Raw genomic sequence first — 12,332 nt, 5'->3', positions numbered from 1 at the left:
TGATTCCTTGCGGAGGAGCAAATAGATCGCTTGACCTCATCATGAATTGTCATTTCATTATTCGCACATTATTAAAGGCAGATCCTATAGAAAACGCCTGAATGGACCGAATAAGAATCATACCGCTTATAGAATTCGTTGCAAGCTTTGGAAGGAGGGATCCATAATGGCTGATAAACAAACCCACGAGACAGAATTAACATTCGATCAAGTAAAAGAGCAATTAACAGAGTCTGGTAAAAAACGTGGCGTTTTGACATATGAAGAAATTGCCGAGCGTATGTCCAGCTTTGAAATTGAATCAGACCAAATGGATGAGTATTATGAATTTTTAGGTGAACAAGGTGTTGAATTAATTAGTGAGAATGAAGAAACAGAAGATCCTAATATTCAGCAGCTTGCCAAAGCCGAAGAAGAATTTGACCTTAATGACCTAAGTGTACCCCCTGGTGTCAAAATCAATGACCCAGTTCGGATGTATCTAAAGGAAATCGGCCGGGTTAACCTTCTATCTGCAAAAGAAGAAATCGCCTTCGCTCAAAAGATTGAAGAGGGTGACGAAGAATCTAAACGCAGATTGGCTGAAGCGAACCTGCGGCTTGTTGTCAGTATCGCAAAACGGTATGTCGGACGTGGAATGCTTTTCCTTGACTTAATTCAGGAAGGCAACATGGGTCTGATGAAAGCCGTTGAAAAATTTGATTACCGCAAAGGTTATAAATTCAGTACGTATGCTACGTGGTGGATCAGACAGGCGATTACACGCGCCATTGCCGATCAGGCGAGAACGATCCGGATTCCCGTTCATATGGTTGAAACCATTAACAAATTAATCCGTGTGCAGCGTCAATTGCTGCAAGATTTAGGCAGAGAACCAACACCTGAAGAAATTGCGGAAGATATGGATTTAACACCTGAAAAAGTACGCGAAATCTTAAAGATCGCACAAGAGCCGGTATCGCTGGAAACACCGATCGGTGAAGAGGATGACTCACATCTTGGTGATTTTATTGAAGACCAAGAAGCAACTTCACCTTCAGACCATGCCGCATATGAGCTGTTGAAAGAGCAGCTGGAAGATGTGCTTGATACGTTAACTGATCGTGAAGAAAATGTATTGCGTCTTCGATTCGGTCTTGATGACGGCCGTACAAGAACATTAGAAGAGGTCGGCAAGGTATTTGGAGTAACGAGAGAGCGTATTCGACAAATCGAAGCTAAAGCGTTGCGGAAACTAAGACATCCTAGCAGAAGTAAACGTTTGAAAGATTTCCTCGAATAAGATGGAACGGGTCTTGCAGATCCGTTCTTCTTTTTTATCAAAAAGATATATGGATAATATGCCTTTATTTTACTGAAAATTGATGTCATTTGCAAATGAACATTGTGAGGAAAAATTTCAAAATATGAATCCATATTTTCTATTGTAAGCGTATACAATAAATTATACAATAGAATAAAAAGGATATCAGAGAAATAGACATGCTTCTATTTAATTTTGTATAAAGTGTGAATTAAAAACTTTTGCAGAGCAATCCATTTACTTTTTGTTAAAATAAGTTAGAATTAGAAGTGTTTACATAGGGGAAGGAACAAAAAGGGGGAAGGGAAATGAAATGGAATCCGCTTATTCCATTTTTACTGATCGCTGTTTTAGGTATTGGTCTGACTTTCTTTTTAGCAGTAAAAGGGCTTGATGATTCCAGAGAGATTGCAAGCGGAGGAGAAAGCAAATCTGCTGAAAAAGAACATGCAAACGCTTCACCTGAGGATATTTACAAGGCAAACTGTATCACGTGCCACGGTGAAAATTATGAAGGTGTTTCAGGCCCGAGCTTAAAAGGGATAGGCGATAAGAAAGATGTCGCTGAGATAAAAACCAAGATCGAAAAAGGCGGTAACGGAATGCCATCCGGTCTTGTTCCGCCCGATAAGCTGGATGATATGGCAGAGTGGGTATCTAAAATTAAATAAAAGATCTATTTTTCTCCTTATAGTTCTCAGGCCGCCGAGATGTTCTCGACAGCCTTTTATTTTTTTATGTGCCGCATCAAAAGAAAACAACTGAAAATCATTCACTCAGCTTGGATTCCGGGCTGATTTTTTATATGATAGAAAAGGAAAAAATGATTGAGAAAAGTTGTGATGACAAGTGAACGAATTAAAATTATCGAAACGATTGCAAACAGTAGCCGAGTACATACCGCATGGGGCGGTGATGGCCGATATCGGGTCTGACCATGCTTACCTTCCTTGTTATGCGGTGCTGAATCATAAAGCCAGCGGGGCAATTGCCGGAGAAATAACAGACGGCCCGTTTTTGTCCGCCAAGCGGCAGGTTGAAAAATCAGGCTTAGCCTCGCACATTTCTGTAAGGCGGGGAGACGGCCTGGAAGTGATTAAAAAAGGTGAAGCCGATGCGATTACGATTGCCGGAATGGGCGGATCTTTGATCGCGCAGATCTTAGAAGCGGGTAAAGACAAATTAACGGGAAAAGAACGGCTTATTTTACAGCCGAATATTCATGCTGTTCATATCAGGGAGTGGCTTTATAAAGAAGGGTATGCGCTGATAGATGAGGTGATCCTTGAAGAGGATGGAAAGTGCTATGAGGTGCTTGTCGCCGATGCGGGTGACCGGGATGCGGCTTATGGCGGTATTTCTTTATCAGCCGGAATGCTCGTCGGCCCTTTCTTGGCTAAAGAAAAGAATGCTGTCTTTTTGAAAAAATGGACACAAGAGCTTCAGCACACACAAGGCATTTATGAGCAGATCAGCCGAGCTGCAGCAACAGAGCAAAATAAACAAAAATTAAAGGAGCTCACCGATCGAATGGAGCTGCTAAAGGAGGTTATTAATCATGGATAAAACGGTAAATGGGCAGCGGGTCATCCAGCTGTTTGAACAATTTTCCCCGAAAGCCTATGCAGTTGAAGGCGATAAAATCGGCTTGCAAATCGGCACCTTAAACAAACCGATTAAAAATGTGATGGTTACGCTTGATGTGTTGGAGAGCGTTATAGATGAAGCCATTGAAAAAGATGTTGATTTGATTATTGCTCACCATCCTCCTATTTTCAGGCCGCTAAAACATATATCAACAGACCAGCCGGCCGGAAGGTTAATTGAAAAGTGTTTGAAGCATGATATCGCTGTTTACGCAGCTCATACAAATTTAGACGTTGCGGACGGCGGCGTGAATGATTTGCTTGCTGAAGCATTAGAGCTGAAAGAGACGGAGGTACTGGCGCCTACTTATACTGATCCTCAAAAAAAGCTGGCCGTATATGTGCCGAAGGAATATGAAGAGCAGGTCAGAGCGGCGCTCGGAAACGCGGGAGCCGGCCATATCGGCGAATACAGCCATTGTGCATTTTCGTCTGAAGGAATCGGCAGCTTTAAGCCACTGGACGGCGCTGAGCCTTTTATCGGTGAGGTGGGAGAGCTTGAGCTTGTTCATGAAGTTAGACTGGAGACTGTGTTTCCTAAAAGCATCGAAAAAGCTGTTATAAAAGCAATGATAAAAAGCCATCCATATGAAGAAGTCGCTTACGATATCTATCCTGTCGAGCAGTCTCCTGCTGAAAAAGGGCTTGGCCGTGTCGGAACACTTAAAAATGAGATGACGCTTAAGGAATTCGCTTTATTCGTGAAAAACAAGCTTGACGTCAATGGCGTCAGAATGGTGGGTGAAGCGGACAGCATGGTGAAGAAGGTGGCTGTTCTTGGCGGAGATGGCAACAAGTATATTCATCATGCGAAACGAAAGGGCGCCGATGTTTACGTCACAGGAGATTTATACTTCCATGTGGCTCATGATGCGATGATGCTTGGCCTGAATGTTGTTGATCCGGGCCATTACGCGGAAAAAGTTATGAAAGAAGGCGTCACGAGAAAACTAACATCAATGTGCAAAGATCAAAAGCTGAACGTGAATATCTTTGTTTCTGAAACAGATACAAATCCATTTGCATTTCTATAAAAAAACTGAGGCTTATTCAGCCTCAGTTTTTTGCTTTTACTTTCGGGAGTATTTTTTTGAGCGGTATATTGTGTTCAGTTGTCCAAGTTAATGGATCTTCATGATCAAACTGCTCCAAAAAGCGAATGACTTCCTTTGTAATCGGCGTTGGTGTTGAAGCCCCCGCAGTAACGGCGACGGTATGAACGCCTTTCAGCCATTCGAGCTTTAATTCGCTCAAATCGCCGATTCGGTATGCTTTTGTGCCGGCTATTTCCTCTGACACTTGAGCGAGCCTATTTGAATTGTTGCTTTTCGGGTCGCCGACAACGATTGTTAGGTCCGCTTTTTTCGCCTGTTCTGATACAGCTTCCTGCCGTACCTGGGTAGCCAGGCAAATCTCTTGGTGATATTCGACATGAGGATATTTCTCTTTGACAAGCTCCATAATGTCGTGAACATCCCATTGAGACATTGTTGTTTGATTGGTCACGATCAATTTTTCTGCTTGGATATCAAGATTTTTCACATCTTCTTCGGTTTCAACTAAGTGAACGATCTCAGGCGCTACACCAACCGCTCCTTCAGGCTCTGGATGCCCTTTTTTGCCGACATAGATGACGTGATAACCTTTGTCTTTCATATCTAGAATTAAATTGTGGGTTTTCGTCACATCCGGACATGTAGCATCAATTGCGACCAATCCTTTTTCTTCGGCGATTTTTCTGACCTCAGGAGAAACACCGTGAGCAGTGAAAATCACAGTGCCTTTGTCAACCTGTTTCAGGATATCCAGACGATTAGAGCCGTCTAATGTAAAGATTCCTTCCTCTTCAAACGCATCAGTGACGTGTTTATTATGAACAATCATCCCGAGGATATAGATGGGTCTTGGCAAGCTCTTATCAAGTGACGCGTTTTTGGCAATGACCATAGCATCAACAACGCCATAGCAATAGCCGCGCGGCGATATTTTAATTACGTCCATTTTTGGTTATCCTCCAATACTGAAGTGGGTAAAAGCAATATAAAAAGCCGTAATCAAACGGCTCTATTCTTGCATTCTTCTGATCTCATTATAGCCAATCTCACTTCAGATATCAAAGAATGTTAAATATATAATCTCGGCTTTGAACTGCCTGATCTTCTTTTTGAAGAAGGAGGGGCAGTTTTATTTTTCTTCGGGGCAGATGTTTTTGATTCTTGCTTTTCACTGTCAGGTTTTTTAGATTTCATGGGGAGAGAAGAACCTTTTTGCTTTGATTTTTTGTCATCATCTGAGGTCTTTGCTTCAGCCTTGTTCTCTGTTTCTGGGGTATCTTCCGCATCTGTTTGTTTTTCATGATCCTCGTTGCTCTCTGTATCATCACTTTTACTTAATTGGCTGTACAGCTTCATCATTGCCGGCAGGTTACGGACTAACGGGCCGTACTGCTGGATCATAGGCGTGACTTGCTGCGCCATGCCAAGCACTTTTTGCACATTCCCGAGCATGCTGGATAAAGATGAAGGGTTGGCGATATTTTGAATCCCTTGGAGACCTGCTCCTCCGCTCGCTGCTGCGCCGCCAGCGCCTCCTCCGCCGCCAGCGCCTCCTCCGCCGGGCAAAAACCTTGACAGCATTCCTTTTAAGCCCCCGCCTGAACCTGCACTATTTCTTGCCCCGGCATTTGCCTGAGGAAGAAATGGTCCTGATTGCTGAAAACCTTGCTGCTGTCCAAATGAAGGTCTGCGCATATTAGGCGGTCTCCTGCCCATCATTTGCTGATTTGGCATGGGGCGGGGCGGTCCGGGCTGTTGATAATTTCTCATCGGCTGCTGTGGTGAAAACATACTTGTACCTCCTTTCAGCTCTCTCTGCTATTAGAATATGCATGTGCTTCGGCATTTGCTTAACATAACCGAATAAAACAAAAGCCTTGCAACCGTGGTGTTTTTAAGCGAAATCGGGTATAATGTAATGATGGATACATAATGTCCGCTTTAAGGAGCTGGGAAAAATGAAAGAAACAAAATTTGAACTATATGAATTGAAACCGTTTATTATAGATGCAGTACATCGCCTTGGTTTTTACGAACCGACAGATATTCAGAAAAGGCTGATTCCTGCAGTGTTAAAAAAAGAAAGCGTCATCGGCCAGTCACAGACGGGAACCGGAAAGACGCACGCTTATTTACTGCCTTTATTAAACAAAATCGATCCTGCTAAAGATGTCGTTCAGGTTGTCGTCACCGCTCCGACAAGAGAGCTTGCCAACCAGATTCATCAGGAAGCGCTTAAAATTACTCAAGGTGAAGAAGGCGTCCAGATTCGCTCGAAATGTTTTATCGGAGGCACAGATAAACAAAAATCGATTGATAAACTGAAGACACAGCCGCACCTTGTCGTCGGCACACCCGGCCGGATTGCCGATTTAATCAAAGAACAGGCGTTAAGTGTTCATAAAGCGGAATCGCTCGTCATTGATGAAGCGGATTTGATGCTGGACATGGGGTTCATTGCAGATGTGGATTACATTGGTTCCCGCATGCCTGAGGATTTGCAGATGCTTGTGTTCTCAGCGACCATTCCGGAAAAGCTGAAACCATTTTTGAAAAAGTATATGGAAAATCCGAAATACGCCCACGTGGAGCCAAAACAGGTGACTGCCGCGAAAATCGAGCATATTCTCATTCCCTCGAAACATCGTGACAAGGACAAGCTCCTTTTTGACATCATGTCCCATTTGAATCCTTACCTGGGCATTGTGTTTGCCAATACGAAAAACACGGCTGACCATATTGCTCAATATCTGACTGGCAAGGGCATGAAAATCGGCCTGCTGCATGGCGGATTAACGCCTCGTGAGCGGAAAAAAGTCATGAAACAGATTAATGATTTGGAATTCACTTATGTCATTGCAACTGACCTTGCTGCAAGAGGCATTGATATTAAAGGTGTCAGCCATGTGATCAACTATGAGCTGCCGGAGGACCTTGATTTTTATGTCCACCGTGTGGGCAGAACCGCTCGCGCCGGCTCATCAGGACAAGCGATGACTATTTATGAGATTTCTGATGAGGATGCATTAGCCAGACTCGAGAAAATGGGCATCGAATTTGATTATTTAGAGCTTGAAAAGGGCGAGTGGAAAAAAGGCGATGACCGCCAGCGCCGCAAGAAGCGCAAAAAAACGCCAAACGAAGCGGATGAAATGGCGCATCGTCTTGTGAAAAAACCGAAGAAGGTAAAGCCTGGATATAAAAAGAAAATGAGCTATGAGATGGAGAAAATCAAGAAAAAACAGAGAAGAAACCAATCTAAAAAAAGAAAGTAGGGGAACCTGTTGTTGAGAATAGGCTCACACGTCTCTATGAGCGGGAAACATATGCTTCTGGCTGCAAGCCAGGAAGCGGCCTCTTATGGGGCGAACACGTTTATGATCTATACTGGCGCACCGCAAAATACGCGCCGAAAGAAAATTGAAGACTTAAATATAGAAGCTGGCCGGGCACACATGCAAGAAAACGGCATTGACGAGATTATCGTACATGCGCCTTATATTATTAATATAGGCAACACGACAAATCCGTCCACTTTTGAGTTGGGTGTTGATTTTCTTCGTTCTGAAATTGAGCGGACAGCGGCCATTGGAGCGAAGCAGATTGTCCTTCACCCAGGCGCTCACGTAGGAGCGGGAGCCGAGGCAGGCATCAAAAAAATTATTGAAGGATTAAACGAAGTAATTGATCCGAATCAAAATGTCCAGATTGCATTAGAAACAATGGCAGGAAAAGGATCAGAGTGCGGCAGAAGCTTTGAGGAGCTTGCACAGATTATCGATGGCGTTACACACAATGAGCTTCTGTCGGTATGCTTTGACACGTGCCATACACATGATGCCGGATATCAGATTGTTGAAGACTTTGACGGCGTGCTAAATGAGTTCGATAAAATCGTCGGCATTGACCGTATAAAAGTGCTCCATATTAATGACAGCAAAAATGTCAAAGGCGCGAGAAAAGACCGCCATGAAAACATCGGCTTTGGTGAAATCGGATTTGAGGCACTGCAGTATGTGGTTCACCATGAGCAGTTAAAAGACATTCCAAAAATCCTTGAAACACCGTATGTCGGTGAAGATAAAAAGAATAAGAAGCCGCCATACCGCTTTGAGATTGACATGCTGAAAGAAAAACAATTTGATGACAATTTGCTCGAAAAAATTATACAGCAATAAAAAATGGGGGATAGGTCCCCCATTTTTTAGCTTGTGAATTGTTTGAATAATTCATTAACGGTTTGAGCTGTTTCTTTTGATGTAATGGCCTCTACCTGTTTCAGCAGCCGCATTCGTTCATTCTCATTAAAAATGTTCACATTTTTCCCGTATAGCAGGTTTGCTACTTCAATGGCTTGCGGTCTTGTCAAACTGATTCCGTATTGTTTTGAGTACTTCAGCAAATCGTCAGCAGTAGCCTGATTAAGGCGCTGCAAAATAATTCTTTGAAATAAAATCATCGATCGTTCCACCTCCAGACTTAATGTATGGCAAATCAGCAAAATGTGTCAGTGTTTAATGGTAAAATAGATTTATAATTATTTAATATCAATATTTCAGGAAAGGAGATTTTATGACCCCAACCAAACAACATAAGAGAGAAACATTTTCCCGCTTTATGTTCAGGGTCTTCATGATTCTCGCAGGAGCTGCATCTGCGGCTGTTAGCATTGAATTATTTTTAATCCCCAACAATTTTATTGATGGCGGAATTATTGGTGTATCACTTATTTTAGACTACCTCTTTATGTCAACGCCCGTTCTGAATTTTGCTATATTTGTTGTCATTTTAAATATTCCTTTTATGATCTTCGGGTATAAATATATCGGTAAGACCTTCCTTGTCTCGACGATGATTGGGATTGTGGGGCTTGCCGTTATTGAATCTTCGCTTCACCATGTAGAAGCCATTACAACTCAGCCTATTTTGGCAACTGTGTTCGGAGGTCTTTTACTCGGCTTTGGTGTCGGGCTCGTTATTCGAAACGGAGGTTCAATGGACGGCACAGAAATTCTCGGGATTTTGCTGACGAAAAAACTGCCCTTTTCAGTAGGTGAGTTTGTTATGCTCATCAATGTATTCATTTTCATTTGGGCTGGTTTTGTGTTCGGCCCTGAGCAAGCGATGTACTCTTTCATGACTTATTATATTGCGATGAAAACCATTGATGCCGTGATTCAGGGGCTTGATGAAACAAAAGCTGTCATTATTGTGTCAGATCAGTATGACGAAATTTCCGATGCGATTTTGCACCGTCTTGGTCGAGGAACAACCAAGCTGAAGGGAAAAGGCGGATATACTGACGAAGAAAAGGACGTGATTTATGCGGTTGTCACTAGACTGGAAGTGACAAAGCTGAAGGCGATTGTGTTTGAAGTAGATCATAACGCCTTCATTACCATTATGAATACTCATGAAACGAGAGGCGGAAAATTCAAAAACGCAATTCACTAGGCTTTCATTTACTTTTATTCATTTTATGGGTATAATTTATCTGCGGTAAAAAAATGGCTTGCTGGTCAGACAGCTGCCATTTTCTTTTTCATACATGTGATACGTTCGTAAGCAAAGAAAAGGGGGACCCTTCATGAACGTACAAGAAGCGTTGAACCTACTGAAAGAAAACGGATATAAATATACAAATAAACGGGAAGATATGCTGCAGCTTTTTGCTGATTCAGACAAGTATCTTACCGCTAAAAACGTACTGTCCGCATTAAATGATGATTATCCCGGATTAAGCTTTGATACAATCTACAGAAACCTTTCTTTATATGAAGAACTAGGTATTTTGGAAACAACTGAGCTGTCCGGTGAAAAGCTCTTCCGATTTAAATGTTCGTTTACCCATCATCACCATCACTTTATTTGTCTTGCCTGCGGCAAAACTAAGGAAATTGAGTCATGTCCAATGGACAAGCTTTATGATGATTTGGATGGCTATCAGGTCAGCGGGCATAAATTTGAGATTTACGGCACCTGCCCTGGTTGTGCAGCGGAAAACCAAGAAAGCACAACTGTGTAATTGTATAGATATGAAAAAAGGGGCCAAGGGCTCCTTTTTTAGTTATTGACACGTATCAAATGATGCTTGTTTTTGTTTATCCATTGAACGGCTTCTAGCCAGTTGCTCACTCTGATGATATTCGAATCAATGGGAAGCTGATTATAAGGGGAATTGAATAAAATCACCGGAATCCCGGCTTCTTTCGCGATCATCATTGCATTTCCGTGATGATCTTCAAAAAATAAATCGATGTTGTGATTTTTGACTGCATCCACTTTATGATGGCCGCCAACGAGTTCGATGTGGTCGTAATGAATGTTTTGTCTGTCAAACCATTCATAGGTAATAGTAGTGAGATGAGTTCGTCTGGCTGTAATAAAAATAAGCTTGTGTTCCTCTTTAAGGAGGTCAAGTGACTGTTTTGCGTGCTGCGCAAGCATTGCTTCCTTATATATCATCGCTTCATTGTGATTCATCCAATCCCAAAATTCTTCCTGCGTAATATGTAACAGCTTTGTCAAATCATAATCCGTCATATCGTCTAATGAAATGGAAAGATTAAACGAGCGGTTCAAATAAGGGACGAATGTATCCTGAGCTGTTATTGTGCCGTCAATATCTATTCCTAAGTGTAACATGCCCACACTCCTTCAGTTTCATCCTTTCAAGTGTAACATAAACAATTAACATTACCAGAAAAGTTTAGCAAACATGAAACGGGTAAATTGGTTCAAACTATAAAAGCTCCTTTAATAAAACAGAAGGGGGAATTGAAGGTGGCAGATTACGAAAAACGTGACAACAACAGCTACTATGTTGATCATGGTTCTGAAGGCACAAATATTACCCGCGACAATGATGGTTTTTTTGAGGAAACGGCTGCTGAAATCGCAGAACCTTACCGTGCTAGTGATCGCAACAATGATCGAGACAATAACCGCACCGGCGGCAATGTTAATGAAGGACGGGGAATGGGATATATTGCGTTAGCCTTGTCCATTATTTCTTTGTTTGTACTGCCTGTTTTATTGGGAGCTGCCGGTATTATTGTCGGCTATATCGCAAGAAGAAGAGGTGCCCAGGGCCTGGGAGCTTGGGCGATGGGTATCGGTGTCGTCTCGTTAGTGCTGGGAATATTTATTATTCCGTTTTTTTAACATAAAAAGCTTGACGGGTTCCCGTCAAGCTTTTTGTGTCTCTTCTTTTAATTTTGCTTTTTCAGCTTCAAGTTTTGCGTAGTGTTCCTCAGCTAGAATGTCGATTTCTTTCTTAAGTTCCTCTACCATTGTTTCTTCTGGAACTTTACGAACAATCTTTCCTTTCCGGAACAACAGCCCTTCTCCACGTGCACCGGCAATCCCGATATCGGCTTCTCTTGCTTCACCAGGTCCGTTTACAGCACAGCCTAGAACAGCAACTTTGATCGGTGCTTTAATTTTGGAAATATACTCTTCCACTTCGTTGGCGATGCTGATGAGGTCAATCTCAATACGGCCGCAAGTCGGACATGAGATGAGTGTGGCAGCATTGGAGGCTAAGCCGAAAGATTTCAGAAGCTCCCTTGCTACTTTTACTTCTTCCACAGGATCTGCGCTTAAAGAAATACGCAAGGTGTTTCCGATGCCCTTGCTTAAAATTGCGCCGAGTCCTGCTGCGCTCTTTACTGTTCCGGCAAACAGCGTTCCCGATTCGGTAATCCCGAGGTGCAGCGGGTAATCAAATGCTTTTGACGCTTTTTCATAAGCCTCGATCGCAAGGTTGACGTCCGATGCCTTCATGCTGACGATAATATCGTGGAAGTCAAGATCTTCAAGAATTTTAATGTGATGAAGTGCGCTTTCTACCATTCCATCGGCAGTCGGGTAACCGTATTTTTCTAAAATCCGCTTTTCGAGTGAACCAGCGTTTACTCCGATTCTGATCGGAATCCCTTTTTCTTTCGCCGCTTTAACGACCGCTTCGACTTTTTCTCGGCGGCCGATGTTGCCAGGGTTGATTCGGATTTTATCAGCGCCGCCTTCAATGGCTTTTAACGCAAGTTTATAATCGAAATGGATGTCTACAACGAGCGGAATGGTAATCCGTTTTTTAATATCTGCAATGGCGTTTGCCGCCCGTTCATCCGGACATGCTACCCGAACGACTTGGCATCCGGCTTCAGCCAAACGGTTAATCTCCGCAACCGTTGCTTCTACATCATGTGTTTTTGTTGTTGTCATGCTTTGGATGACAACTTCATTGTTGCCGCCTATTGTTAAAGGTCCCACTTTTACGGGACGCGTTTTTGTACGATGTGTGATTTCACTCACTTGCAATCGCTC

Annotated in this window: 14 protein-coding genes; 9 read left to right on the top strand and 5 right to left on the bottom strand. The window is 42.8% G+C overall.

The features are described 5' to 3' along the window. Nucleotides 1-166: 166 nt before the first annotated feature. The 4 genes from rpoD to SC79_RS07400 all read left to right on the top strand — a co-directional run bounded on the left by rpoD (nt 167) and on the right by SC79_RS07400 (nt 3,983). Nucleotides 167-1,282, top strand: a complete 1,116-nt coding sequence (rpoD, locus tag SC79_RS07415; protein ID WP_039074507.1) for an RNA polymerase sigma factor RpoD — start codon at nt 167-169, stop codon at nt 1,280-1,282. A gap of 329 nt (nt 1,283-1,611) precedes the next feature. Next, nucleotides 1,612-1,974 (top strand): cytochrome c550, encoded by a 363-nt coding sequence (cccA, locus tag SC79_RS07410; RefSeq protein ID WP_010330689.1) that lies wholly within the window; start codon nt 1,612-1,614, stop codon nt 1,972-1,974. Between the two features lie 244 nt (nt 1,975-2,218). Next, the gene (gene trmK / locus SC79_RS07405) at nt 2,219-2,869 is read left to right on the top strand and encodes a tRNA (adenine(22)-N(1))-methyltransferase TrmK (RefSeq protein WP_039074506.1); all 651 of its coding nucleotides are present in this window, start codon (nt 2,219-2,221) and stop codon (nt 2,867-2,869) included. Then, nucleotides 2,862-3,983 carry a Nif3-like dinuclear metal center hexameric protein gene (locus SC79_RS07400; protein ID WP_039074505.1) on the top strand — a complete coding sequence of 374 codons (1,122 nt, stop codon included), beginning with the start codon at nt 2,862-2,864 and terminating at the stop codon, nt 3,981-3,983. The genes trmK and SC79_RS07400 overlap by 8 nt, the downstream gene beginning before the upstream one ends. Nucleotides 3,984-4,005: 22 nt before the next feature. Here the strand turns inward: SC79_RS07400 and SC79_RS07395 are convergent, their stop codons facing one another. Together SC79_RS07395 and vrrA are read right to left on the bottom strand one after the other, a co-directional pair. Next, a complete protein-coding gene (locus SC79_RS07395) occupies nt 4,006-4,950 on the bottom strand; it encodes a 4-hydroxy-3-methylbut-2-enyl diphosphate reductase (protein ID WP_039074504.1) in 945 nt (314 codons plus the stop codon). Nucleotides 4,951-5,072: 122 nt separating this feature from the next. After that, a complete protein-coding gene (vrrA, locus tag SC79_RS07390; RefSeq protein WP_039074503.1) occupies nt 5,073-5,795 on the bottom strand; it encodes a VrrA/YqfQ family protein in 723 nt (240 codons plus the stop codon). A 167-nt stretch (nt 5,796-5,962) separates the two neighbouring features. Between vrrA and cshB the strand changes: the two genes are divergently transcribed. Together cshB and SC79_RS07380 are read left to right on the top strand one after the other, a co-directional pair. Further along, nucleotides 5,963-7,279: a DEAD-box ATP-dependent RNA helicase CshB gene (cshB, locus tag SC79_RS07385; RefSeq protein WP_039074502.1), complete on the top strand. Its 1,317-nt coding sequence runs from the start codon at nt 5,963-5,965 to the stop codon at nt 7,277-7,279. Nucleotides 7,280-7,288: 9 nt separating this feature from the next. After that, on the top strand, nt 7,289-8,182 hold the full coding sequence (locus SC79_RS07380) for a deoxyribonuclease IV (RefSeq protein ID WP_039074501.1): 894 nt from the start codon (nt 7,289-7,291) through the stop codon (nt 8,180-8,182). A gap of 26 nt (nt 8,183-8,208) precedes the next feature. Here the strand turns inward: SC79_RS07380 and SC79_RS07375 are convergent, their stop codons facing one another. Next, nucleotides 8,209-8,463, bottom strand: coding sequence for a DUF2624 domain-containing protein (locus SC79_RS07375; protein ID WP_010330680.1), 255 nt, complete (start codon nt 8,461-8,463; stop codon nt 8,209-8,211). 113 nt (nt 8,464-8,576) lie between these two features. Between SC79_RS07375 and SC79_RS07370 the strand changes: the two genes are divergently transcribed. Then, on the top strand, nt 8,577-9,458 hold the full coding sequence (locus SC79_RS07370; RefSeq protein WP_039074500.1) for a YitT family protein: 882 nt from the start codon (nt 8,577-8,579) through the stop codon (nt 9,456-9,458). A 133-nt stretch (nt 9,459-9,591) separates the two neighbouring features. Beyond that, the gene (zur, locus tag SC79_RS07365) at nt 9,592-10,029 is read left to right on the top strand and encodes a zinc uptake transcriptional repressor Zur (protein ID WP_039074499.1); all 438 of its coding nucleotides are present in this window, start codon (nt 9,592-9,594) and stop codon (nt 10,027-10,029) included. A gap of 38 nt (nt 10,030-10,067) precedes the next feature. Here the strand turns inward: zur and SC79_RS07360 are convergent, their stop codons facing one another. After that, on the bottom strand, nt 10,068-10,649 hold the full coding sequence (locus tag SC79_RS07360; protein ID WP_039074498.1) for a nucleotidase: 582 nt from the start codon (nt 10,647-10,649) through the stop codon (nt 10,068-10,070). 132 nt (nt 10,650-10,781) lie between these two features. Here SC79_RS07360 and SC79_RS07355 point away from each other — a divergent pair, with 132 nt between their 5' ends. Next, a complete protein-coding gene (locus SC79_RS07355) occupies nt 10,782-11,168 on the top strand; it encodes a hypothetical protein (RefSeq protein ID WP_039074497.1) in 387 nt (128 codons plus the stop codon). 24 nt (nt 11,169-11,192) lie between these two features. On the opposite strand, the gene ispG is transcribed toward SC79_RS07355, so the two are convergent. After that, nucleotides 11,193-12,326: a flavodoxin-dependent (E)-4-hydroxy-3-methylbut-2-enyl-diphosphate synthase gene (gene ispG, locus SC79_RS07350; protein WP_082022596.1), complete on the bottom strand. Its 1,134-nt coding sequence runs from the start codon at nt 12,324-12,326 to the stop codon at nt 11,193-11,195. Nucleotides 12,327-12,332: the final 6 nt, after the last annotated feature.

The sequence above is a fragment of the Bacillus sp. MSP13 genome (assembly GCF_000815295.1).
Classification (GTDB): Bacteria; Bacillota; Bacilli; order Bacillales; family Bacillaceae; genus Bacillus; species Bacillus vallismortis.
The sequence above is the reverse complement of the archived record's forward strand: the minus strand, read 5'-3'. Positions and strand labels throughout refer to the sequence as shown.